Source organism: Lactobacillus hamsteri DSM 5661 = JCM 6256, assembly GCF_000615445.1.
Taxonomy (GTDB): domain Bacteria; phylum Bacillota; class Bacilli; order Lactobacillales; family Lactobacillaceae; genus Lactobacillus; species Lactobacillus hamsteri.
The window spans coordinates 1-25,782 of the sequence record NZ_BALY01000016.1; the positions used below are offsets into that span (position 1 = coordinate 1).

Sequence of the window (25,782 nt, forward strand, 5' to 3'; positions counted from 1 at the left end):
GCTAAACGTTCAGCTTGATATTTATTCTCAATTTTTGCATAGCGAGTAATATCAAGTAAATAAATAACTCCCAAATTATTTTGGACGACCATCTCAAATTGATGTCCGTCCCAACTAACAATATGATTTTCAACAGTTTTTGCTTCAATTGCTTCATTGAGCAGTTTGTTAAGATCTGGATCAACTGATTCAATCGTATGTCCAATTAGATCATCATTTTTTAGGTAAAGCTGCAAATACGGGTTTACCCATTGAATTTGATGATCATCATCGTAAAGCAAAATACCCAGTGGCATCTTAATTAACGCTTCTTGTTCACTACGTTTTATTCGGTAAGATAAATTCATTGCAAAATTATTAGCATTACCGGCTAAAACATAGGTCCCATAAACGACAAAAGCTACGGTTAAAATAAAAATTAATACCAAAGCTAAGCCAAATAAAGGATTAATAATCATCCCAATGATGCCACCAAGAAGTGACAACACCAAAATGATTATTACGGAAGCTGTTAATCGCGAGTCTTTAATAAAAACTGGCAATTCAAGCTTACGCAAAAAATCTTTCATAAAAGATCCTTCCTAAAAATAGGTATGATATTTCATTATTAATTATACCTTATTGGGCAAGTCTAAGAAAAATGAGCATAAAAAAAGAATTGGAACAAGTCCAATTCTCTTTTGTATTATTAGTTGATTGACCAATTAGTCTTCAGCAACAAATGGCAACAAGCCCATAATACGAGCTCTCTTAATTGCATTTGCAACTTTACGTTGGTTCTTTGCACTAGTGCCAGTGACACGACGTGGTAAAATCTTACCTCTTTCTGAGATAAAACGTTTCAACAGATCAACGTCCTTGTAGTCAACGTAGTCGATGTGGTTAGCTGCGATGTAGTCAACCTTGCGACGACGACGGCCGCCTCTTCTTTGTTGAGCCATATCCCTAGGTCCTTTCTTTTATAATCTATTTTTAGAATGGCAAATCATCATCTGAAATATCAATAGTATCACCGGATCCAGCAAATGGATCTTGAGCATTATTATTGCTTTGTGAATTATTGTTATTTACAGGTGCTGCGCCATTATTTGGTTGGAAATTGTTAGTATTTTGTGCGCTAGCATTTCCATTATTATTTGGTGTATAACCACCATTTTGACCGCGGGCTTCACGATCTTTACGTGATTCGAGCAATGCGAAGTTATCAACAACAACTTCAGTTACATATACTCTTTTCCCGTCTTTATCATCGTAAGTTCTGGTTTGAATACGGCCATCAATACCAACCAATGAACCTTTTGAAGTAAAGTTACAGAAGTTTTCTGCAGATTTTCTCCAAATTACACAGCTGATAAAGTCTGCGCCTCTCTCACCTTGAGCATTAGTAAATTGACGGTCAACAGCAAGAGTAAACGTAGCAACCGAGATTCCACTCCCAGTAGTACGCAATTCAGGATCACGTGTTAATCGGCCAACAAGTACAACTCTATTAATCATACTTCGGTCCTCCCTTTCCTAAATCACGATAAATGATAAATTACTTGTCCAACTTAACAGTCATTGAACGCAAAACAGCGTTGTCAATCTTGGACAAACGGCCAAATTCGTTAACTGCGTCAGCGTTTTCTGCAGTGAAAGTCATGATGTGGTAAGTACCTTCACGATACTTATCGATTTCGTATGCAAAATGACGCTTGCCCCAGTCTTTGGATTCAACCATAGTACCGCCGTTGTCTGCGATAACCTTATCGTAGTTGTCAACGACTGCCTTCTTTGATTCTTCGTCAATATCAGGCTTGATAATGTAAGTTACTTCGTACTTAGTAGTTGCCATGGACTATTGCACCTCCTTCTGGACTATATGGTTCTTGCTATTTCAAGAACAAGGAGTAATGGAAAATTATTACTCGCAAGTTCTAATTCTAGCACATAAATATAAAATTACCAAACAAAAATTCACGTGATCCTTGAGGCTTTTGCCCCTCATATTTAAATACGCAAAATTGTTTGATAATTTTTTAGAATTCTTTTTTGTTTAGAAAATCTTAATTATTTTCGTCTGATTTTGAATCATCAATGATTTCTTGTTCTTCTTCAGTTGGAACTGTCGCAAGACTTGCTACCTTGCTGTCGCCATCAACCTTGATTAAGCGAACACCTAAAGTATTTCTACCAGTTTGAGAAACATCGTCGATCTTGAAACGAATCATGATACCGTCAGTCGTAATAACCATGATATCCTTAGATCCATCAACGACAGTCACGCCGGCAAGCGGACCATTCTTTTCACTGATATTGGCAGTCTTAATACCTTTACCGCCACGACCCTTAATTGGATATTCGCTAGCTGCAGTTCTCTTACCATAACCCTTTTCTGAAATAACAAGAACTTCGTCATCAGGCTTGATAACTTCTGAACCAACAACATAGTCATTATCACGCAAGTTGATACCACGAACACCAGCGGCTGTTCTACCCATTGGACGAACATCGCTTTCATTAAAGGTTACGGCATAACCCAAGTGAGTACCAATTAAAATATTTTGTTTACCATCAGTAGTCAAAACATTGTTTAATTCGTCGCCATCTTTAAGAGTTAAAGCAATCAAACCGCTATTTCTAATATTTTCAAATTCACTTACGCGCGTACGCTTAACTGTTCCCATCTTAGTGATGAAGAATAAGTAATTATCATCTGCGCCTTCAGGAATATTGATAATAGTTTGAATCTTTTCACCCTTATCAAGTTGAAGAAGGTTTACAATTGGCAAACCTTTGGCAGTTCTACCAAATTCAGGAATTTCATAAGCTTTCTTTGAGTAAACCTTACCCATGTTGGTAAAGAACAAAAGCATATCATGAGTACTTGAGTAAATTAAGTTTTCAGTAAAGTCGTCATCTTGAACGCCCATACCCTTAACACCTTTACCACCACGGTTTTGGGTCTTGAATTCAGTAATCGGCATTCTCTTGATGTAACCACGGTGAGTCAAAGTCAAAAGAACATTTTGCTTTTCAATTAAATCTTCATCTTCAATTGAAATAACTTCACTTGCGCCAATTTCAGTACGACGATCATCACCAAATCTCTTTTGAGTTTCAAGAAGTTCATCGTAAATAATTTGATCAATACGTTCTGGCTTAGCAAGAATATCTTTGTAATCCGCAATCTTAGCAAGCAAATCTTTGTATTCAGCTTCAACCTTGTCGCGTTCCAAACCAGTTAAGCGAACTAAACGCATATCCAAAATAGCTTGAGATTGCTTATCGTCTAAACCGAATCTGCTAATCAAAGCAGCCTTAGCAATATCACTTGATTGACTTGAACGAATGATGTGAACGATTTCATCAATATGATCAAGAGCAATTCTTAGCCCTTCAAGAATATGAGCTCTAGCTTCCGCCTTAGCTAACTCAAACTTAGTACGACGAGTTACAACATCTTCTTGGTGATCAAGGTAGTATTGAAGCATTTGCTTCAATGTCAAGAAGTGAGGAGCGCCATCAACAATGGCAACCATATTCATACCGAAGTTGGCTTGCATTTGAGTTTCTTTGAACAAGTTGTTCAAAACAACGCTGGCACTTGCATCCCGACGAATATCAATGGTAATTCTCATACCTGTCTGGTCAGATTCATCACGAACGCCAGTAATTCCATCAATTACTTTTTCTCTAGCTAAGTCGGCAATTTTCTTAACTAATTCTGCCTTGTTAACCATGAATGGAATTTCACTAACAATGATTCGTTCGCGACCATTCTTTTCAGTTTCGATATTGGTTTTTGCACGAACAACAATGTTGCCTTTACCACTTTCGTAGGCACGATAAATTCCGCCACGTCCCATGATAATTCCGCCTGTTGGGAAATCTGGGCCTGGAATTGCCTTCATCAAATCCTTAGTAGTCGCATTAGGATTCTTCATAAGCATGTGCAAACCGCTAATAACTTCACGCAAATTATGAGGCGGAATGTTAGTAGTCATACCAACAGCAATACCGTTTGCACCATTAACAAGTAAGTTAGGAATTCTAGCTGGTAAAACAACAGGTTCATTTTCAGTATCATCGTAGTTACGTTGCCAATCAACAGTATTTTTGTTGATATCGCGAAGCATTTCAACAGCAATCTTGCTCATTCTAGCTTCGGTATAACGCATTGCGGCTGGCTCATCTCCATCGACAGAACCAAAGTTACCGTGACCGTCAACTAACATGTAACGATATGAGAAATCTTGCGCCATGTGAGCCATAGCCAAGTAAATTGATGAGTCACCGTGTGGGTGGAACTTACCCATAACTTCCCCAACAATTCTTGCAGATTTCTTATAAGGCTTGTCAGGCGTAACACCTAATTCGCTCATTCCGTAAAGAATACGACGCTGTACAGGTTTCAAACCATCACGAACGTCTGGCAAAGCACGAGCAACGATAACTGACATAGCGTAGTCTAGGAAGGAACTACGCATCGTGCTAGTTAAGTCAACGTTACGGATTCTACGATCTTGTGTTTGATTATCGTTATCCATTTATTTCCTCCTAAGCATCCAAGTTTTCAACGTATTTAGCGTTCTTTTCAATAAAGTCACGTCTTGGTGCTACTTCATTACCCATCAATAACTCAAAGACTTCGTCAGCATCTTTAGCATATTCAGGACTTACTCGATCAAGGCGACGATTTTCTGGATTCATGGTAGTTTCCCACAATTGTTCAGGGTCCATTTCACCCAATCCCTTGTAACGTTGAACAACAGGTTTAGGACTTGGTTGTAAGCTGCCTAAGTAGTCATGAAGTTCTTCATCAGTATCAAGGTATTTAACTACTTTACCTTGACGAACTTGGTAAAGAGGCGGACGAGCGATATATACATATCCTTTTTCGATCATTGGACGCATGTAGTTGTAGAAGAGCGTAAGCAAAAGCGTACGAATGTGAGCTCCATCGACATCGGCATCCGTCATGATAATTAATTTATGATAACGAGCTTTAGAAACATCAAAGTCAGCACCAAAGCCAGTTCCTAATGCAGTAAACAATGAGCGAATTTCTTGGTTAGCTAAAATTCTATCCATTGAAGCTTTTTCAACGTTTAAAATTTTACCTCTGATTGGCAAAATAGCCTGAGTCAAACGAGAACGGCCTTGCTTAGCAGAACCACCGGCTGAGTTACCTTCGACGATAAATAATTCAGAAATGCTTGGATCATTACTTGTATTGTCAGCTAACTTACCTGGCAAATTAGCAATTTCAAGCCCTGATTTCTTACGGGTAACTTCACGCGCACGTTTAGCTGCACTTCTAGCACGTTCAGCAAGTTGGGCCTTTTCAACAATCTTGCGACCTACGCTTGGGTTTTCCATCAAGAAACGACTAAATGCTTCAGAAAAAGCTTTATCAACTGCTTTTCTAGCATCTGAATTACCAAGTTTAGTCTTAGTTTGACCTTCAAATTGAGGATCAGGGTGCTTAACTGAAACAACGGCGGTCATTCCTTCACGAATATCTTCACCAGAAAGATTGTCGTCTTTGTCCTTTAAGATCTTAGCCTTATGAGCATAATCGTTAACCACCCGAGTCAAAGCAGTCTTAAATCCAGCTTCGTGCATTCCGCCTTCATAAGTATGAATGTTGTTGGCAAAAGTCATTAAAGTAGTTTTATAACCATTAGTGTATTGCAAAGCTACTTCAACATTGATGCCGTCGTAATCACCTTCAACGTAAATTGGATCATCAAAAAGAATCTCAGTATCTTTGTTTAAGAATGATACGTATTCCTTAATACCACCTTCAAACAAATATACATCGGTTTCAGCAGAATCCTTACGCTTATCAGTAAAGGTTAATTTCAATCCTTTATTCAAGAAAGCAAGTTCACGAATTCTATTCTTTAAAATCTTGTCATCAAAAGTTGTAGTTTCGGTAAAGATATCTGGATCTGGATAGAAATGAACGATAGTACCATGTTCAGTCAAAGGAACAGTACCGATTTGCTTCATTTCATCCTTAACACGGCCATGATCAAAATCAATAAAGTACTTCTTACCATCACGCATAACGGTTACGTCAAGCTTAGTGGAAAGAGCGTTAACTACTGAGGCACCAACACCGTGCAAACCTCCAGAAACCTTGTATCCGCCACCGCCGAATTTACCTCCGGCGTGTAATACTGTAAATACAGTTTCCAAAGCTGGACGGCCAGTTTTCTTTTGAATATCAACAGGAATACCACGACCATCATCTTGAACAGTCACGCTGCCATCTTCATTAACTGTAATTTCAATTTTAGTAGCAAAACCAGCTAATCGTTCGTCAATACTGTTGTCAATAACTTCCCATACTAAGTGGTGCAAACCCTGAGAACTTGTTGAACCAATGTACATACCAGGACGCTTGCGAACGGCTTCAAGTCCGCCTAAGACTTGAATTTGACTGGCATTATACTTATCGGCTTCTTTTTCATAATTTTTAACTTTTTCAAGTTTATCCTTATCAGCCATTTAATTCTCCTTTTCCAAACTAATTTTGCCGGATTGAATATGATAGATCTTCGGCTGCTTAATTATGTCCCAGGAAATCCCTTCCAAATCTGTGGTGGTAATAAAAGTTTGCGTTTTTCCATGAATATAATTTAAAAGCGCACTTTGACGTCCATGATCTAACTCACTCATAACGTCATCTAATAAGAGTATCGGATATTCATCCGTTAAATGATGTACTAATTGAATCTCTGCCAATTTAATACTTAAGGCAATTGAGCGTTGTTGGCCTTGTGAAGCATATAAATGAGCATTTTTACCGTTAAGTTTAAATTGAATATCATCTCGATGTGGACCAGAAAGGGTGGTACCCTTCCTCATTTCATTGGCTTTATTTTTCCGATAGCTTTCTTGCAGTTTTTGATACATCTGCTCAGTTGTATCATCAGCCTTAATCCCTGATACAGATGGATGATAGGCTATACTTAACTTCTCACTAGCTAAACTAATATGCTCATATGCATCGCTAGCCGCATGACTTAAATATTTCAAAAACTTAAAGCGACGAGAAATGATTTCAGCTGCTACTCCTGCAAGCTGATCTGAAAGAACATCCAAAAAAATTTGATCGTTTGTTTCACCTTTAGCCAGACGCTTCAAATAAGTATTTTTCTGCATCAATACTTGCCGATACTTACTTGCAAAATATAAATATTCTGAACTAATTTGACCAAACTCTTGATCCATAAAACGGCGTCTTAAGGCAGGCGCACCTTTAATTAAATCTAAATCTTCGGGTGAAAATAAAATAGCATTTAACTGCCCAACATATTTTGACAGCTTTGCTTGTTCTACTCGATTAACCCAAACTTTTTTACCCTTTTTGGTAATCAAAACACGCAAATCAAGATCTAATTGACTTTTATGAACTCTTCCCATTAAGTTGGCATATTCTTTATCAAAAGCAATTAATTCTCGATCGCTGTTTGTACGGTGCGAACGAGTTAAAGCTAAAAAATATATCGACTCTAACAGATTGGTTTTTCCTTGTGCATTTTTACCAATAAAAATATTTACATTGGGATCGAATCGAGTATTAATTTCTTTTAGATTACGATAATTTTGGACGATAAAACTATCGAGATACATTAACCTTGCCGAAATTCATATTGTGTACCGTCTACTTCTAACTTATCGCCAGCACGCAATTTTTTTCCACGTCGATTTTCACTCTGACCATTCAAAATCACAGGATTATCGCGTAAATACCATTTTGCTTGTCCACCGGATGAAATAATACTTTCTTCCTTCAAAAATTGACTTAAAGTAATATATTCACCTTTAACCGTAAAATTCTTAATAGTACTCACCTTCAATACTCTAATCTACTTATATAATTATATTCGTTAATCAGTTAAAAAACAAACAAAATAGGCATTCTCAGGCGTTTTAAGCGATTTTTTCATGAACAAATCAGATCATAGTCATATGGGTTAAAAATAATATGACGTCAAATTTGAGTACTCAGAATAAAAAAGCATGCAAAAAAGACCATCAAGTTGATGGTCTTTTTTATTTATTACCAAATTATAGGTTAAAAAGTTCTTACAGGCGTAATCAATTGGACGAATCTTACGTCTTCTTTGTTAGGGATAACTGTAAATGGACGTAAAGGTTGAGTAAATTTCATGATTACAGCATCTGTAATAGAAGCACGCAAGGCATCACGAAGATAATCAGGGTTGAATGAAATCTTCAAGTTCTCTCCTTGTAGGTTCTTAAAACTTACATCTTCTTCGACATTACCAATTTCAGCAGATGTACCTGTTAATTTAACTGTTTGATTTTCAGTATTCAAATCTAAGTCAACAACGTTATTACGACCAGCATGAGTTAACAAACTTGCACGATCAAGCGCACTTGAAAGTTCAGCTAAATCAATTTCAATTTCAGTCGTGCTTTCACTTGGAAGCAAACGATCAGTGTCTGGATAGTTTCCATCAAGCAAACGAGAATAGAATGAAATATTTCCAATTTGACATAAAACTTGGTTATCACCTGGACAAACTCTGATTTCTGGATCAGCTTCACCAATGATACGTGATAATTCTTGCAAACTTTTACCTGGAATTATTAAATCAGTTTCATTTTGAGGTCCATTTTCTAAAGAAATAGTTCTTTCTGATAAACGGTGGGAATCAGTAGCCACTGCTTTAATGGCATTTGGACTAAATGTGAAATGCACACCACAAAGTACTAAACGACTTTCGTCATTTGCAACAGCAAATTGGGTTTCGTTAATAATTTCACGCAAAATTTTACCGCCAATAACAAAAGAGGACTCGTCAGGAATTTCTGGCAATCTAGGATAGTTATTAGCGTCTAAACCATTAATTGTAAATTCACTATTTTCAGATGAAATTTTTGTTTGGAAACTTTCTTTTACTTCAAAAGAAAAATCCTTGCCCGGAAGCTTTTTAATAATTTCGCTAAAGAAACGAGCAGGTAAAACAATTGAACCTGTGGATTCTACGTTTAGATCTTCACTTACTGGTATTTTGATTTCAATGGAAATATCTGCGTCGCTACCAGTTAAGATTAATTCATCATCTGTAAGCACCAATTTTATGCCGCTCAAAATTGGAATAGTTGCTCTTGAAGAAATGGCGCGCATTACATTATTTAAGTTATCGATAAATAAATTGCGATTGATTGTAAATTTCATTTATTGCCTCCTAAATTTCGGGTACGTTTTTTTATATTAATTATATATTTAATTTCTTAGTAGTAGTAGACCCTGTGATTAATGTTGAAAACTCTTATTATCCTTGAAATACCGGAAATGTTGCAGTTGAAAAGATGTGGATAAGACTTATCTTTTTCCACAGTGGATAAATTGTTAATGAGTAAGTAATTGTCTCAAATCAAAGACTGCAGATTTAATTTCTGAGTCAGTTTTTATCTGTCGATCAATCTTTTCATATGCGTGCATAACTGTTGTATGGTCTTTACCACCAAATTCTTGCCCAATTTTAGGCAAACTAGAATCTGTTAATTCACGAGAAAGATACATTGCGATTTGTCTGGGGATAACAATTTGACGGACGCGCTTTTTGCCCTTTAGTTCAGCTGTAGAAGTTTGAAAATAATTGGCGACTACTTCTTGTATTTTGGAAATTTGCAAGCCACGGTTTTTCTGAACTAGTTTTAAGTCTGTTAAAGCTTCGCGCGCTAAGTTAACGTTAATATCTTCTTTTTCGATTGTGGCATGAGCCTGGACTTTTACTAAGGCTCCTTCAAGCTCACGGATATTCGTATCAACTTGGGAAGCAATATAATCTAAAGTATTTTCATCAATAGTTAGGCCATCTGCTTCAGCTTTCTTACTTAAAATTGCAATTCGGGTTTCTAAATCTGGGGGAGTGATTTCCACCTGTAATCCCCAGGTGAATCGAGAGACTAAACGTTCAGATAAATCTGGAATTTCAGTTGGCAAACGATCGCTGGTCATAACGATTTGCTTTTGATCATTATATAAAGTTTCAAAAGTGTGGAAAAATTCTTCCTGAATTCCCTCTTTTTTAGCAAAGAATTGAATATCATCGACTAACAGTAAGTCACAAGTTCTATATTTTTCACGGAATTTATCTTGTGTCTTATTTTTGATTGAATTAATGAAATCATTAACAAAAGTTTCACTCTGGATATAAACCACTTTAGCATTAGGACGTTCAGCGAGCATTTGGTGACCAATTGCTTGCATTAAATGCGTTTTACCTAAACCTACCCCGCCAAAAATAAAAAGAGGGTTATAAAAACTACCAGGACTATCGGCAACAGCCAATGCAGCTCCAGCTGCTAATTTGTTTCCTTCACCTTGAACAAAATTATCAAAAGTATAGTTTTCATTTAATCTAAGATTTTTTGTAAATTCATTTCTGTTAGAAATTTTTTCTTCAATTTTATATCGAGGTTCTGGAGTTACGATTCTTTCTGGACTAGTATCACCCTCAATTTGAAAGGTAGGTAGAAGCTCAATTCCTGCGTAACCGTATGCAGATTGAATTAATTGGGAAGAAAGATTTTTTTCCCAGTATCCTTTTGCTACGGGATTTTGGACTGCAATTTTTAATTCACGTGAATTTTCATCATATGAAATTGGTTTTGTGTTTTTGAACCAAGCATTGTATGCAACTTCGTTGAAACGCTCGCGCATTTCATCGTTAAAATGTTGCCAGAATTTCTCTATGTCAAACAAAATACATTCCTCCCTAAGTCTGAAAAAGCATTATTTATTTTATCATTTTAAAAAATAGTTTTCCACAAGCCAATAAAAGTAATACCCAATTAACAGGCTGTGGATTATTTTTTTAATATCAATCTAATATTTGGGAATAAAAAAATTAACGAGAATTTATATACAATAGCCTTGTGGATAAAAATATAACTTTCTATCTAAGTTTAAACCTTAATCTACTAAATATCCACACCGTGTGCAAAAAGTTTTGAACAGGCTGTGAATTGTGGAAAAACATGAGAATAGTTTTGTGGATTATCACTCGTGGATAAATATAGCACTATTTTTTCCACAAAAAAATCTTTTCAAAAAGCTTTACAAATCGCGGTTTTTTTGAATTTAACCCTTGGTTTTTTTGCCTAATCATGCTATTCTTAATAAGAAATTGTGCAGTTGGCACGTATAAAAATTGGAGGTGCAGTTTATGACAACTAAAAGAACTTACCAACCTAAGAAGCGTCACCGTTCACGTGTTCATGGCTTTATGAAGCGTATGAGTACAGCAAATGGCCGTAAGGTTTTAGCAAGACGCCGTGCAAAGGGTAGAAAAGTCTTATCTGCTTAAACCACTGAAATCCCAGTGGTTTTTTTAGTCTACTAGAGTGGAATGAAACGTTTTGAGAAAATCTTATCGTGTAAAATCTGAAAAGGATTTTCAGCATGTATTTGAAACTGGTGATTCAGTTGCAAATCGGGCTTTCGTTATCTATAAAATAGAAAGAACCGAAAATAAACATTTTCGTGTGGGTATTTCTGTCGGCAAAAAGGTCGGTCATACCGCAGTTGTTCGAAATCGACTCAAACGTTACATTCGGGCGGTGCTTACTGAGCGAAAGGCAGATATTGATCCGCATATCGATTTTTTAGTAATCACCAGACCTTCAGCTCGTAATTTTGACATGACTAAGGTACGCAGAAATTTAGTACATGCTCTGGCCTTGGCTCACGTCATTGAAATGCCAAATGAAAATGAGGAAAATTAGAGTGAAAGACATTTTAACCAAGAAAAATGTCAAACGTCTGATTGCAGTCCTTGCGGTGATGGCTCTTGCAGTTATTTTAACTGGATGTGCTACAACTACTGCAGGACAACAAGCACCAATTTCTCATACTAGTGGAAATTGGTGGGATCGCTGGATCGTTTACTACGTTTCAGCATTCTTGCTTTGGCTTGCTAAACTTTTAGGCAACAATTATGGTTGGACGATTATCGTCTTTACAATAATTGTTCGTGTAATTCTTTTGCCTTTGAATGCTATTTCAATCAAAAGTACAAAGAAGATGCAGGATATTCAGCCACAAGTCAATGAATTACGTAAGAAATATCCTGGACGTGACACAGAATCTAGACAATTATTGTCACAAGAAACGAATAAATTATATAAAGAAGCTGGCGTAAATCCTTATACTGGCTGTCTTCCATTAATTATTCAGTTGCCAGTTATGTATGCTTTGTACCAAGCTATTTGGCGTACGCCGCAATTGCAAAATGGTCGTTTCTTATGGATGGATTTGGGTAAGCCCGATCCATATTACGTAATGCCTATTTTGGCAATGATCTTCACTTTTATTTCTACTTATATCAGTCAAATGTCTACTCCTAAGTCATCTCAAAATGGTATGACTAAGGTAATGACATATGGTATGGCAGTTATGGTAGGGGTAATGGCGATTGGCTTCCAATCTGCGATTACACTTTACTGGGTTATTTCTAACCTCTTCCAAGCCATTCAAACTTTCTTCTTGCAGAATCCTATTAAATATAAGCATGAACAAGAAGAAAAGGCAGAAGAAGAACGTGAGCGTAAACGTCGCTTGAGAAAAGCTTACAAGCGTATTGGACGTAAAAAATAGAATATTAATCTAAAATCATTTTTAGATAAAGTAGTCAAAGTGCTTTATCCATCATGATCTATTTTGTCATGGTGGTATAATGCACTTTTTTTATTGAGAAAAGGAAAAGGGATAATTATGGCTCAAACTTTAACTGAGTTCGATACAATTGCTGCTATCTCAACTCCAATTGGCGAAGGCGGGATCTCTATCGTCAGAATGTCTGGTGAAGATGCAGTTAAGATTGCTAATAAAGTTTTTAAAGGCGCGGATTTGACCAAAGTACCTACTCATACGATTCACTATGGTCATATTATTGATCCAGAAACGGATAAAACTATCGATGAATCAATGGTTACAGTCCTTAGAGCGCCAAAAACATTTACACGTGAAGACATTGTTGAAATCAACTGTCATGGTGGAATTGTTGTAACTAATCACATTTTGCAGCTGCTTTTGGCTAATGGTGCACGAATGGCCGATCCTGGTGAGTTTACTAAGCGTGCCTTTGTAAATGGCCGAATTGATTTGACTCAAGCTGAAAGTGTTATGGATATTGTTCGTGCCAAAACCGATAAAGCCCGTCAAGTGGCTGTCGGACAGTTAGCTGGTGGATTGCTTGAGAAGATTCGTGCCATGCGTAAAGAAATTTTGGATACTTTGGCTAATGTAGAAGTAAATATTGATTATCCAGAATATGATGCGGATCAAATAACTGCTAAGCAAATGGCAGATACTTCTAAAGATGTTATTGCGAAAATTGATAAGCTTTTAAAAACTGCTCAAGAAGGAACCATTTTAAGAAATGGTTTAGCTACTGCAATTGTTGGTCAACCTAATGTTGGTAAATCTTCACTTCTTAATTATCTAACTCAAAGTGATAAGGCAATTGTCACAGATGTTGCTGGGACAACGCGTGATACTCTTGAAGAATATGTTTCTGTAAATGGCGTTCCACTCAAGTTGATTGATACGGCCGGAATTCACCATACTGAAGACAAGGTTGAAAAAATTGGGGTTGAACGTTCACAAAAAGCTTTAAAACAAGCTGATTTGGTGTTGCTCTTAATTGATGGCAGTCAAGATCTTAATGACGAAGATAAAGCGTTAATTAAAGAAACAGCAGATAAGAAGCGCATAATTATTTTGAACAAAATGGACCTTGGTCAAAAGTTATCAATTGAGGATATGAAAAAGCTAACTGGCAGTGAAGTTATTTCAACTTCTATTTTGAAAGAAGAAAATCTTGATGCTTTAGCAGATTTAATCAAGAAATTATTCTTTGCCGGAATTGAAAATTCTAATGATCAAGTTATGGTTACTAATCAACGTCAATCTGGTCTTCTTGCTAAGGCTAAAAAGCAATTGCAAGATGTTGTAAAGGCTGTGGATGACGAAGTTCCTGTTGATATTGCGCAAATTGATTTTAATGATGCGTGGGATACGCTGGGAGAAATTACTGGTGATAGTGCGCCGGATGAATTAATTAATACGCTCTTTAGTCAATTCTGTTTAGGTAAGTAATTTTTAGGAGAAAGTAAGTAATGAAAGTTTACGATACTAATGAATATGATGTTATTGTAGTTGGCGCTGGTCATGCGGGATGCGAAGCTGCTTTGGCTAGTGCTCATATGGGTTTAAAGACTTTGGTTTTAACTATCGGCCTTGATATGGTTGCTTTTATGCCATGTAACCCTTCTGTCGGCGGTCCGGCTAAAGGTACTGTTGTCCGTGAAATCGACGCTTTGGGCGGTCAAATGGGCAAAAATATCGATGCAACCTACATTCAAATGAGAATGCTTAATACTGGTAAAGGTCCTGCTGTTCGTGCCCTTCGTGCGCAAGCCGATAAAAATAAATATCACGAACGCATGAAAGATACAATTGAAAATACGCCCAACTTAACTTTGCGTCAGGCGGTTGTTGACCAACTTGTTGTTGAAGACGGCGTCTGCAAAGGTGTAATTACAAATACTGGGGCAAGATATCATGCAAAAAGTGTTGTTCTTACTACGGGGACAGCTGCTCGTGGCCGAATCTTTATTGGTGAACTTAATTACTCATCAGGTCCTAACAACACAATTCCAGCAATTAAATTATCAGAAAATTTGGAAAAACTTGGCTTCAAGCTTCGTCGTTTTAAGACGGGTACGCCTCCACGTGTGAATGGAAATACCATTGATTTTTCAAAGACTGAAGAAGAACCTGGCGATAAAATTCCACGTCATTTTTCTTATGAAACAAGGGATGCAGATTACTTAAAGGATCAAGTATCATGCTGGATGACATATACTAATCCTGTTACTCATGAAATTATCAATGATAATTTGGATCGTTCGCCAATGTTCTCAGGTGATATTGTCGGTGTAGGTCCACGATATTGTCCTTCAATTGAAACCAAGGTAGTCCGCTTTGCTGATAAAAACCGTCACCAGCTTTTCCTTGAACCAGAAGGTTTAAATACCAAGGAATATTATGTTGGTGATTTCTCAACATCAATGCCTGAAGAAGTTCAATTAAGAATGCTTCATACCGTTGCGGGACTTGAACATGCAGAAATGATGCGTCCAGGTTATGCAATTGAGTACGACGTTATCGATCCATGGCAATTGACTCATACTTTGGAAACTAAAAACATTAAGAACTTGTTTGCTGCAGGTCAAATGAACGGAACTTCCGGCTATGAAGAAGCTGCAGGTCAAGGTCTTATCGCAGGAATTAACGCTGCTCTTCGTGCTCAAGGAAAACCTGGCTTTACTTTGGGCCGTGACGAAGCTTATATTGGCGTTTTAATCGATGATTTGGTAACCAAGGGTACTAATGAGCCTTACCGTTTATTAACCTCTCGTGCGGAATATAGATTGATTTTACGTCATGATAATGCCGACCTTCGTTTAACTCCATATGGTCATAAATTGGGTCTTATTTCAGATGAACGCTATGAGAAGTTTGAAGAAAAGAAGAAGGCAATTGAAGAAGCAAAGGAAAAGCTTGCTTCGATTACTATCCACCCAACTGATGAAGTTCAAGAATTTTTGAGAAATATTGGAGAAGATAAACTTAGTGCAGGATTAAAGGCAGACGTGTTCCTTCGCCGTCCACGTGTTAAAATTGATGATATTGAAAAAATTACTGGTGAAAAGATCTCAGATGATCGCTATGTTAAGGAGCAAGTAGAAATCAATATCAAATATGCTGGCTATATTAAGAAAGAACAAGTAAGAATCGATCGCTTGCACCGCCAAGAGGCTAAGAAGATTCCGGAAGATATTGATTACAATGCCATTGAAGGCTTGGCAACTGAAGCTCGTCAAAAGTTTGAAAAGATTCGTCCTGAAACTTTGGCTCAAGCAGAAAGAATTTCAGGTGTAAATCCGGCCGATTTGGCAATTTTGAGTGTATATATTCAAAATGGTCGATACTCAAAAGTAAAAAAGTAGTAAATATCCACAATAAGTAAATAGCGTACTTGTGCTAAGACACAGGTACGCTATTTTTAGTATGTGGAAAACCTGGAAGCCTAGTAAGTATATTTTCACAAATAAAAAACATTTTCTTGGGAAATATTTTTAAAATTCACGAAAGTATTTATTTTGATAATGTTTTCACATTTATAAGAGTTAACGTTATGGGAGAAGCAATATACTTTTCTTAAAGTTTGTGAAATTACATTCTTTCAAAAGCGGTTACATCGTTATAAAAACGGCAATGTTAGCGTTTGCAAATGTGAAAAATTATGTTTTAATGATGAGTGAGGACAAAAATATTTGTGAAGGAGATGCACTTAAGATGACAAAAATTAGTGGCGCAGATGCAATGTTCCAAGTAATGTATGATTGGGATATTGATCATGTTTTCGGCTTCCCAGGTGGTTCATTTGACTCAGGTATGAATGCAGTTCACAACTGGAAAGATAAGATTAAGTTTATTGAAGTACGTCATGAAGAAGCTGGTGCTTTAGCAGCTTCTGCTGAGTATAAATTAACTGGTAAATTGGGAGTATGCTTTGGATCAGCAGGTCCTGGTGCTGCTCACTTATTTAATGGCTTATATGATGCAAAATTTGATAAGACTCCAATGGTAGCAATCGTGGCTAACGTTCCAACTAGCCGTCAAGATATCGATTTCTTCCAAGCTTTTGATGAAGATAAGTGGTTCTTAAACGCTAGTGTTTGGTGCCGTCAACCAAAGACAGCTGACCAAATTCCAGTAATTATGGATGAAGCTATTCGTCAAGCTTATGCAAGAAAAGGTCCAGCAGTTGTAATTATTCCTAAAGATTTTGGCTGGCAAAATATTGATGATAACTTCCGTGTAAACTATAACGCTCATGTTAAAGATAACTATCCAGCACCAACTAAGACTTCTGTAGAAGATGCCGTAAAACTTCTTAAGGAAGCCAAAAATCCAGTTATGTATTACGGCTTGGGTGCTAAAGGTGCTGGCGATGAAATTAAGGAATTTGCTGAAAAGTTTAAGGCTCCGCTTCTTACTTCATACCTTGGTAAGGGTATTGTAGAAGACGACTTCCCAGCATACATGGGTACTATTGGTCGTATTGGACCAAAACCTGCTCAAGAAGTTCAAAATTACACTGACTTAGTTGTTTGGGTAGGAAACAATTCACCATTTTCAATCTTATGGTTCCCAAAGAATGCCAAGGTTATTCAAATTGATGTTGATCCAGCTAAATTTGGCAAACGTCATAAGACCGATGTGTCAATGTTAGCAGATGCTAAGAAGGCTCTTCGAGCAATTATTGATGCCGGTGAAGAACGTCGTGAATCTCCACTTTACAAAGCAGCTATTGCGGATCGTGAAAACTGGGATGCATGGCAAACAAGCTTTAAAGACTCAGATGAAAGTCCAGTTCGTCCAGAACCAATTTGGGATGTAATTAACAAAGAAGCTGCTGACAATGCCGTATTTGCTGTGGATGTTGGTAACGTAAACGTTGATCATTGTCGTTTGCTTAAACTTCATGATGATCAAAAGTGGACTACTTCAGGCCTTCATGCAACTATGGGCTATGGTGCTCCTGCTGCTCTTACTGCTGCAACTGTTTATCCAGATCGTGAAGTATGGCAATTAGCCGGTGATGGTGGTTTTGCATGATGAACCAAGAGCTTCTTACTATGGCTCGTTACAACATGCATGTTTTAAACATTGTATTTACTAACGAAACTTTAGGCTACATTCAAGCAGAACAAGAAGATGAATCTAACCAACCATTATCAGGCGTTATTCTTCCAGATAACGATTGGGCAAAAGTAGCCGAAGGTATGAACGTTAAGGGTGTAACTGTACGTACTAAGAAAGAATTCGAAGCTGCAGTTAAAGAATGGAAGAAAATGGATGGACCAATGCTTATTGATGTTAAGTACACCCATGAAATGCCATACTCAACTGAATTGAATACTCTTGACGATCCAGCCTTCGTCAAGAAATATCAAGCTGAAGATTTGAAGCCATTTAGTTACTTTGCTGAAAAGTATGGTTTGGAAGCTGACGCTGCTTCAGGTGCATCTCAACATGAAGAAACAGAGCCAGAACCAGCCCCAGATACTGTTTCAGGCGCTTCACAACACTAATTTGCTTGGTAACAAAATTTTATTGAAAAGCGAAACCGTTTGGCTTCGCTTTTTTCTTGTTCTACTCGTATAATATAAAATGAGAAAGATTGGATGGAGGAATTTTAATTATGCAACAATTCGGCGTTATTGGTTTATCCGTAATGGGTAAAAACCTCGCTTTGAACGTTAGAAATCATGGCTTTTCAGTTTCTGGTTTTAGTATTGATAAACCTGAAGTTGATGCTTTTGCTAAGTATGAAGATGATAAGTTAAAGCCTTGTTATACTTGGGAAGAATTCGTTAACTCACTTGAAAAGCCACGTAAGATTTTGATTCAAATTATGGCTGGTAATCCAGTAGATCAAACTTTACAAAAATTATTGCCACTTCTTGATAAGGGCGACATTTTAATTGATGGTGGTAACTCAAACTTCCACGATACTACTCGTCGTTTTGAAGAAATGGAAAAACATGGCATTCACTTCATCGGTATGGGAGTGTCCGGTGGTGAAGAAGGTGCTTTAAATGGTCCAGCTTTAATGCCTGGTGGTGATGAAGAAGCTTACAATGGAGTTGCTCCAATCCTCGAAGCAATCGCTGCTAAGACTCCAGAAGGCCGTCCATGTGTATCTTACATTGGACCAAGTTCAAGTGGTCACTATGTAAAGATGGTTCATAACGGTATTGAATATGCTATTATGCAAGAATTCTCAGAAGTTTACGATATCTTGCGCAAAATTGCTGGTAAGAGCAATGATGAAATGTCAGATATTTTTGCTAAATGGAATAATGGTCGTGTTCATGCTTACCTTACCGAAATTACTACTAATGTTTTAAAGCAAAAAGATGATTTAACCCCTGATCATATTATTGATCATATTATGAACATTGCTTCATACAAGGGTACAGGTAACTGGATGCTTGAAGATGGTGTAGCTTTAGGTGCTCCAATCAGTGTTGTTGCTGAAGCCGTTATTGCTCGTTTCATGTCAAAGGCAACTACTCGTGAAGGTAAAAGCGTTGTTTGGAATGGCGATGTTCCAGAAGATTTAATTGATAACTTGGAAAAATCATTGCAATTGACTCAAGCTGTAGCATATGCTCAAGGTTTCCAACAATTAACTATGGCTGCTAAGGCTTATGACTGGAAATTGCGTTACCCATCAATTGCTCAAAACTGGGAAGCTGGATGTATCATTCGTTCATCAATGCTTAAAGATATCGAAAAAGCTTATGCAGATGATAAAGAACTTGATGTTTTATTCCAAGATCCATATTTCAAAGAATTAATGGAAAATAATATCCATGCATTGCGTGAAGTTGTTAGCTTAGCAGTTAAGGCTGGTATTCCTACACCAACATTGAGTGCATCCCTTAACTACTTGGAATCAATCTTCAACCCAAGTTTGCCAGCAAACTTAATTCAAGGTCAACGTGATTACTTTGGTGCTCACACTTACCTTAGAAATGACCGTGAAGGTACATTCCATACTGAATGGTATGAAGAAAAATAATTTGATTTAGGATAACAAAAAAGAAGTGAGATTAGATCACTTCTTTTTTGTTTGATTAAATGTATCTTTTAATTCGTAAATAAATTTCTTAATGCGGTAATCACTCATACGATAGCGATCAAGCATAATTCCTAAAATTGTAATAACGATAATTATTATCCAAAATATCTCTAATGATAAACTAGGATATAATTCTACAAAAACTTCGTGAGTATTTGCAATTGCCACCAATAACGCTCCTAGAGCAACATAAAACCAAGCGGTAGCTTTATCAACTAAACGAGAAAATATTTCTAATTGGTCATTAGAAATATCATAGAGTGACAAAATCTTTAACATTCGTTTTTTCTCGAGTTTGATTTTCAGTGGTGGCCATATCCAATATAATGGTGCAACTTTTGGTATTGTCTTTATTTTTTTTATAGCATTTTTTTCTTTATTTTTTACCTTTTCAACTTGCTCATCTAGTTCAAGCATAGCTTGATAAAGTGGAAAAATAAAAAGTAGCCATGCCCCAATTGCTTCCAAAAATGAAAATGCTAAATGCATATTTTAACCTCCAAATTATTCAATCAACTATTGTTATAACTGAAGATAGGATATTATACTATAAAAAGTTACACGTGTAACACGAAAAAGAGAACTCACTATTTGAGTTCTCTTTTTTTGTTGTAGAATAGTAATGTTACTGTTAATTCATTTATAGAGTGGGGATTTTATGAATAATGAGGATAGTACTAGTCTAAAATTACTGGGACAAGCACTTATCGTAGGTATCATTACGGGTGTAGTTGTTGGAATTTTTAGATTTGGTATTGAAGAAACTTCTGGATTTTGGTTGCATTTATTTAGTTTAGCGCATAAAAATCCAGCTTGGTTTATTGCAATTATTGTTGGATTTGTTTTAGTAGCCGTAATTTCTGGCTATTTCGTTAAGCAACAACCACATGTTGGTGGTTCAGGTATTCCAGAAGTTAAGCTTGAACTTCAAGGAAAGCTCTCAGTAAGATGGTTTCCAATTCTTTGGCGTAAATTAATTGGCGGGATTTTAGTAATTGGAACTGGACTTTTCTTAGGACCTGAAGGACCATCTCTTCAACTCGGTTCATCAATTGGACAAGGTGTTGGTGAAGGATTTAAACAAACTAAGACTAATCGACGTGCACTTTTGGCAACAGGTGCAGCTAGTGGTTTGTCAGCTGCTTTTGGTGCGCCGCTTTCGGGAGCTTTGTTCGTTCTTGAAGAGGTTTTCCATAATTTTTCACCACGTGTATGGATGAATGCGTTAGCTGGTGCTATTGCTGCTAATTTTGTCGTTTCCAATTTCTTTGGCTTGCATCATTCCTTAGCCATTATTTATAACTATTCATTTCCGTTGCCGTTATATTGGCATTTGATCTTGCTTGGACTTGTACTTGGCGTACTTGGTCATTTATACAAGGTAGGCTTATTCAGTTTGAAAAAAGTTTATTTAAAGATTACATTTTTGCCAAGATGGCTTCATGGTTTAATTCCATTGGCAATTTTGATTCCGATTGCTTATTTCTGGCCTTTGATTACGGGTCCTGGTAATCATTTGATTTTGTCATTATCTAAAACAATTACAACTCAAGGTTGGATTACGGTAGGGATGCTGGCATTCTTCTTTGTATTAAGACTTGTTTTTTCAATTATTTCTTATGATTCAGGTCTTCCAAGTGGTATTTTCTTGCCAATCTTAACAATGGGCGCATTAATTGGTGCCACTTATGGAACTTTGATGGTGCAGCTTGGTTTGCTTCCACAAAGATTCGTAGTTAATTTGGTTGTTTTCTCTATGGCGGGTCTTTTTGCGGCAATTATTCGTGCACCGTTTACGGCAATCATTTTAATTACTGAAATGGTTGGCTCACTACTTCATTTAATGCCTTTAGCTGTTGTAGCGTTTATCGCTTTATTAATTGATGAGCTTTTAGGCGGACGACCAATTTACGATAGTTTGGCTAACGCAATGCAAGGTAAAAATGGCGTGGCTAAAGCATCGGGACATGAAGATCAACTTACTGTTCCTGTATATGAAAGCAGTCATTTAGTGGATAAAAAGGTTGCTGATATTGATTGGCCAGAAGATACTTTGGTTAAATTAATCCAACGTGGTAGTGATCAAATTATTCCTAATGGTCATACCGAAATAGCGGCCGGCGATATGCTAGTCTTAGCTGTTGACTCTAATAAGCGTGGCGAAGTTTATGACGCAATGAAGAAACTGCAGGGCGTAGAATTAGATGGATAAAATTTAATAATAACTAAAATAACCGTTACCTAGATAGGCAACGGTTATTTTTAGTATTAAGAATATATTTTTGCAATTTTAAAAAAAGATGATATAAATACTATGCTTATATATGATTCATATATAGTAACTTTTGACGTAACTAAAGTTTGAGTTATATGAGAGGAGAATTTTTAAGTAATGACAGCATTTTTATCATCAATATCTAGTGTAATAGTGATCGTACTTATCATGCTATTAGGTTATATTTTACGACTTAAAGGTTGGTTTGCTGATACTTTTGCAGGAAATATTTCTAAGTTGATTACTCAAATTGCACTTCCAGCTTCAATATTTATTTCCGTTCAGAACAACTTAACAAGAGGAAGTTTACTTAATTTGTTTGAAAATTTACTGTTGCCATTTATTGGAGTAGTAATTTCTTATATTATTGCCTTTGTCTTGGTTAAAATTATTAAAGTTCCAGTTGGACGTCGTGGTATATTTATTAACACGATTGCCAATGCTAATACCATTTTTATTGGCATGCCGTTAAATGTTGCGTTGTTTGGAAATAAGGCAATGCCATATTTTCTTGTTTACTACATCATTAATACTATTTCTACTTGGGCATTTGGTGTATTTCTTATTAAAAATGATGATCCAACTTTAATTGCTAAAGAAAAGAAGAAACATAAAATTGAATGGAAGAAACTGTTGCCAATGCCTTTAGTCGGCTTCCTTGTTGCAATTATTTGGCTTCTTACGGGGCTTAAGTTACCAACTTTTGCCAGTCAAACCTTTACTTATATTGGTAACCTTGTAACGCCATTATCTTTAGTTTATATTGGGATCGTTTTAGCTGATTCTGGTATTAAAAATGTTCGGGTAGATAAAGACAGTGCTTTTGCTTTAATTGGAAGATTCGTTATTGCACCAGCTATCATGATTTTATTAGTACGCTTAGTTGCGCCTTCTGTGGGGCTTGATGTTCCAAAATTGATGGGTGAAACTTTTATTGTTCAATCAGGTACTCCTGCACTTGCCGTCTTACCTGTTTTGGCTGATGAGGCTCATGGAGATGTTGATTATGCAACTAATGTGGTTGTGTTGAGTACAATTTTATTTATAGTTGTTGTGCCAATTCTTATGATGATTACGGCATAAGAAAAAAGAAGACGCTAGTCTTCTTTTTTTATATCTTTAGTTAAAATTTGCCAGAGTTCCTCTTCCTTAGTGGTCATAATATGGTTTTCACGAGTTGCAGCTCCTAAGATAAATTCCGGCTTTTCTTTATCTAAAAGCGGAAGAGCAACAACATCGTCATTTTGATTAATAGCTAAAGTGGTTAAGTATGAAATACCAATTCCTTGTGCAACTAATGATTTGACTACTGTTACGTCGGGACTGCGATAGATTGTATTTAAACTAATTTTATTCTTTTTGATCATTCGATCTAAGGCGCGGGTATGGATATAATCACTATTTAAACCGATAAAATCTTCATCAGCAATGTCCTTAAAGTGAATTGTTTTTTTCTTAGCAAAAGGATGATCTTTGTTGACGATTATGCAAATAGGATAGCGTTTAATAATTTTTAATTTAATTCCGGAAGCTACATTAGGTTGTGTAAGGCCCAATAAGGAGAAATTAATATTTCCCTCTACGAGAAGCTGATGCAAGTCATAAGAGCCGCTTTCAATTACACTTAATCGATTTAAAATTCTTTTTTCAAGTAATTTTGGAACAAGTGTAGGAAAGAAATTACGGCCGATAATTGGTGGCAACCCGAATGGAATGTTAGCTGTGGCTTCTTGTTTAATTTCTTGTTCAGCGACGTTTACTTCATTTAAAATTGATTGCACATGTTCATCAAACTGCATCCCAAGCTTAGTAATGATGATGTTTTTATGTGATTGATCACGAATTAAAAATTTTCCGCCAAATTTTTTCTCGAGTCTTTTGACGGCTGCAGTAATGGTAGGTTGACTTACTCCAAATTTTTCTGCAGTTTTTGTATAGCTCTTTAAATTTACTAGTTCATGGTAATATTTGAAATCTTGAATATTCAATGTTTTTGACCTCATATAAATAAAAGTTTGGTATTCTGTATTATTTGACTATAAAATTTCCCAGGGAATATACTTCATCCATGATACAAGAAAAAAGTTTTGGAGAACAAACAGGAGGCTTATTTAATGACTAATGCATATAACATTTTAAATAATCCATTTACTAATAAAGGGACTGCATTTACCAAGAGTGAACGCGAAACTTTGGGCTTGGTCGGAACTTTACCAAATAAAGTTCAAACTATTGAAGAACAGTCACAAAGAGTTTATGAGCAATATCGTCTTCGTCCAGAAGGAATGCAAAGACGGAAGTTCTTAATGGAAATTTTTAATACTAATAGAACACTGTTCTATTATGTAATGCAACAACACCTAGTAGAATTATTGCCTGTTGTTTACGATCCAGTTATTGCGCCAGCTATTGAAAAATATAGTGAAATTTTTATGAAACCACAAGGTGCTGCATTTCTTTCTATTGATAGTCCTGAAGACATTGAAGAAAGTTTACGTAATGCTGCAGGTGGTCGTAAGATCAAACTTATTGTGGTAACAGATGGTGAGGGAATTTTAGGTATTGGTGATTGGGGTGCAAATGGCGTTAACATTTCGGTTGGAAAGTTAATGGTCTATACAGCAGCTGCTGGTATTGATCCTCGTGAAGTTTTACCTGTTTCACTTGATGTTGGTACAAATAACCAAACTTTAATTAACGATCCACTATATCTAGGAAATAAACATGCTCGTATAACTGGCGATAAATATTATGCAATGGTTAAGCAATTTGTTAAAATTGCTCGTGATTTATTTCCAGATGTTTATATTCACTTTGAAGATTTCGGACGTGATAATGCAACAAAAATTTTGAATATGTATCGTAAGGAGATCCCTGTTTTTAATGATGATGTTCAAGGAACAGGAATCGTTTGTTTATCAGGCGTTTTAGGCGCTATGAATATCTCAAAACAAAAATTTACTGATCAAATCTTTTTAACTTTTGGTGCAGGAACAGCTGGCATGGGAATCGCTAATATGCTTTATCGTGAATTGCTTGTTGAAGGCATGGATCCAGAAGAAGCTAAAAAGCATTTCTATTTGGTTGATAAACAAGGATTGCTTTTCAATGATACTCCAGGATTGACTCCTGAACAAAAGCCATTTGTGCGTGACCGTTCTGAATTTGAAAATGCTGATGAATTGACTAATTTAGAAGCTGTGTTTAAAACTGTTCATCCAACTGTGATGATCGGAACTTCAACTAAGCCAGGTGCGTTCACTGAAAAAGCAATTAAAGAAATGGCTTCTCATACTGAACGTCCCGTAATTTTCCCTATTTCCAATCCAACTAAATTGATTGAAGCAAGTGCTGAAGATCTAATTAAATGGACAGATGGTCGTGCCTTAGTTGCAACGGGAATTCCATCAGATCCTGTTGAATATAAAGGTGTAACTTACAATATCGGTCAAGCTAATAATGCTTTAATTTATCCAGGATTGGGTCTTGGTGTTTTAGCTAGTCAGGCCAAATTAGTTAATGATGAAATGCTTTCAGCAGCAGCTCATTCACTTGGCGGTATTGTTGATCCGAATGAAGATGGAGCTGCAGTTCTTCCTCCTGTAGCTAAACTTCAATCATTTACTGCTAAAGAAGCCGTCGCAGTTGCTCAATCTGCAATTGATCAAGGCTTAGCAGGTAAAGATATTAAAGATGCTAAAAAAGCTACAGAAGCTATGAAATGGACTCCTAGATATTAAATTGAAAATTCTC

General features: G+C 36.5%; 20 protein-coding genes and 2 pseudogenes. 10 read left to right on the forward strand and 12 right to left on the reverse strand.

The genetic code is table 11. The features are described 5' to 3' along the window. From JCM6256_RS09860 to dnaA, 10 genes and pseudogenes are all read right to left on the reverse strand, one after another. Nucleotides 1–569 (reverse strand): annotated as a pseudogene (locus JCM6256_RS09860) (hypothetical protein); the annotation flags it as partial. A gap of 135 nt (nucleotides 570–704) precedes the next feature. Continuing rightward, nucleotides 705–941, reverse strand: a complete 237-nt coding sequence (rpsR, locus tag JCM6256_RS05220; protein WP_003549366.1) for a 30S ribosomal protein S18 — start codon at nucleotides 939–941, stop codon at nucleotides 705–707. 31 nt (nucleotides 942–972) lie between these two features. Beyond that, nucleotides 973–1,497 carry a single-stranded DNA-binding protein gene (gene ssb / locus JCM6256_RS05225; protein ID WP_025080713.1) on the reverse strand — a complete coding sequence of 175 codons (525 nt, stop codon included), beginning with the start codon at nucleotides 1,495–1,497 and terminating at the stop codon, nucleotides 973–975. Nucleotides 1,498–1,537: 40 nt separating this feature from the next. After that, nucleotides 1,538–1,834, reverse strand: a complete 297-nt coding sequence (gene rpsF / locus JCM6256_RS05230) for a 30S ribosomal protein S6 (RefSeq protein ID WP_025080714.1) — start codon at nucleotides 1,832–1,834, stop codon at nucleotides 1,538–1,540. A gap of 211 nt (nucleotides 1,835–2,045) precedes the next feature. Beyond that, complete coding sequence (gene gyrA, locus JCM6256_RS05235) at nucleotides 2,046–4,529, reverse strand: DNA gyrase subunit A (protein WP_025080715.1); 2,484 nt, start codon at nucleotides 4,527–4,529, stop codon at nucleotides 2,046–2,048. 10 nt (nucleotides 4,530–4,539) lie between these two features. After that, nucleotides 4,540–6,498 (reverse strand): DNA topoisomerase (ATP-hydrolyzing) subunit B, encoded by a 1,959-nt coding sequence (gene gyrB, locus JCM6256_RS05240; protein WP_025080716.1) that lies wholly within the window; start codon nucleotides 6,496–6,498, stop codon nucleotides 4,540–4,542. Beyond that, nucleotides 6,499–7,626 carry a DNA replication/repair protein RecF gene (gene recF / locus JCM6256_RS05245; protein WP_025080717.1) on the reverse strand — a complete coding sequence of 376 codons (1,128 nt, stop codon included), beginning with the start codon at nucleotides 7,624–7,626 and terminating at the stop codon, nucleotides 6,499–6,501. Next, nucleotides 7,626–7,847 (reverse strand): S4 domain-containing protein YaaA, encoded by a 222-nt coding sequence (yaaA, locus tag JCM6256_RS05250; RefSeq protein ID WP_025080718.1) that lies wholly within the window; start codon nucleotides 7,845–7,847, stop codon nucleotides 7,626–7,628. Before yaaA ends, recF begins: the two co-directional genes overlap by 1 nt. 224 nt (nucleotides 7,848–8,071) lie before the next feature. Continuing rightward, complete coding sequence (dnaN, locus tag JCM6256_RS05255; RefSeq protein WP_025080719.1) at nucleotides 8,072–9,202, reverse strand: DNA polymerase III subunit beta; 1,131 nt, start codon at nucleotides 9,200–9,202, stop codon at nucleotides 8,072–8,074. 174 nt (nucleotides 9,203–9,376) lie between these two features. After that, the gene (gene dnaA, locus JCM6256_RS05260; protein ID WP_025080720.1) at nucleotides 9,377–10,735 is read right to left on the reverse strand and encodes a chromosomal replication initiator protein DnaA; all 1,359 of its coding nucleotides are present in this window, start codon (nucleotides 10,733–10,735) and stop codon (nucleotides 9,377–9,379) included. Nucleotides 10,736–11,198: 463 nt separating this feature from the next. Here dnaA and rpmH point away from each other — a divergent pair, with 463 nt between their 5' ends. From rpmH to gnd, 7 genes and pseudogenes are all read left to right on the forward strand, one after another. Next, nucleotides 11,199–11,339: a 50S ribosomal protein L34 gene (rpmH, locus tag JCM6256_RS05265; RefSeq protein WP_008472873.1), complete on the forward strand. Its 141-nt coding sequence runs from the start codon at nucleotides 11,199–11,201 to the stop codon at nucleotides 11,337–11,339. Between the two features lie 52 nt (nucleotides 11,340–11,391). After that, complete coding sequence (gene rnpA, locus JCM6256_RS05270; protein WP_025080721.1) at nucleotides 11,392–11,757, forward strand: ribonuclease P protein component; 366 nt, start codon at nucleotides 11,392–11,394, stop codon at nucleotides 11,755–11,757. A 1-nt stretch (nucleotide 11,758) separates the two neighbouring features. Next, entirely contained in the window at nucleotides 11,759–12,628 is an 870-nt protein-coding gene (locus JCM6256_RS05275; protein ID WP_025080722.1) for a YidC/Oxa1 family membrane protein insertase, read from the forward strand. Between the two features lie 117 nt (nucleotides 12,629–12,745). Further along, complete coding sequence (gene mnmE / locus JCM6256_RS05280) at nucleotides 12,746–14,131, forward strand: tRNA uridine-5-carboxymethylaminomethyl(34) synthesis GTPase MnmE (protein ID WP_025080723.1); 1,386 nt, start codon at nucleotides 12,746–12,748, stop codon at nucleotides 14,129–14,131. Nucleotides 14,132–14,151: 20 nt separating this feature from the next. Beyond that, nucleotides 14,152–16,047, forward strand: coding sequence for a tRNA uridine-5-carboxymethylaminomethyl(34) synthesis enzyme MnmG (gene mnmG / locus JCM6256_RS05285; RefSeq protein WP_025080724.1), 1,896 nt, complete (start codon nucleotides 14,152–14,154; stop codon nucleotides 16,045–16,047). A 349-nt stretch (nucleotides 16,048–16,396) separates the two neighbouring features. Next, nucleotides 16,397–18,198: pseudogene (gene spxB, locus JCM6256_RS09865) on the forward strand (pyruvate oxidase). Nucleotides 18,199–18,308: 110 nt separating this feature from the next. Next, complete coding sequence (gnd, locus tag JCM6256_RS05295; protein WP_025080725.1) at nucleotides 18,309–19,694, forward strand: NADP-dependent phosphogluconate dehydrogenase; 1,386 nt, start codon at nucleotides 18,309–18,311, stop codon at nucleotides 19,692–19,694. A 36-nt stretch (nucleotides 19,695–19,730) separates the two neighbouring features. On the opposite strand, the gene JCM6256_RS05300 is transcribed toward gnd, so the two are convergent. After that, a complete protein-coding gene (locus JCM6256_RS05300; RefSeq protein ID WP_025080726.1) occupies nucleotides 19,731–20,243 on the reverse strand; it encodes a hypothetical protein in 513 nt (170 codons plus the stop codon). A 169-nt stretch (nucleotides 20,244–20,412) separates the two neighbouring features. Here JCM6256_RS05300 and JCM6256_RS05305 point away from each other — a divergent pair, with 169 nt between their 5' ends. Both JCM6256_RS05305 and JCM6256_RS05310 read left to right on the forward strand, forming a co-directional pair. Continuing rightward, nucleotides 20,413–21,966 (forward strand): ClC family H(+)/Cl(-) exchange transporter, encoded by a 1,554-nt coding sequence (locus tag JCM6256_RS05305; RefSeq protein ID WP_025080727.1) that lies wholly within the window; start codon nucleotides 20,413–20,415, stop codon nucleotides 21,964–21,966. Between the two features lie 180 nt (nucleotides 21,967–22,146). Further along, nucleotides 22,147–23,112, forward strand: coding sequence for an AEC family transporter (locus JCM6256_RS05310; RefSeq protein ID WP_025080728.1), 966 nt, complete (start codon nucleotides 22,147–22,149; stop codon nucleotides 23,110–23,112). Nucleotides 23,113–23,126: 14 nt separating this feature from the next. Here JCM6256_RS05310 and JCM6256_RS05315 read toward each other — a convergent pair whose 3' ends face one another. Then, nucleotides 23,127–24,017, reverse strand: a complete 891-nt coding sequence (locus JCM6256_RS05315) for a LysR family transcriptional regulator (RefSeq protein WP_025080729.1) — start codon at nucleotides 24,015–24,017, stop codon at nucleotides 23,127–23,129. A 99-nt stretch (nucleotides 24,018–24,116) separates the two neighbouring features. Here JCM6256_RS05315 and JCM6256_RS05320 point away from each other — a divergent pair, with 99 nt between their 5' ends. Further along, nucleotides 24,117–25,769 carry a malolactic enzyme gene (locus JCM6256_RS05320; protein ID WP_269079370.1) on the forward strand — a complete coding sequence of 551 codons (1,653 nt, stop codon included), beginning with the start codon at nucleotides 24,117–24,119 and terminating at the stop codon, nucleotides 25,767–25,769. The last annotated feature ends 13 nt before the right edge of the window (nucleotides 25,770–25,782 follow it).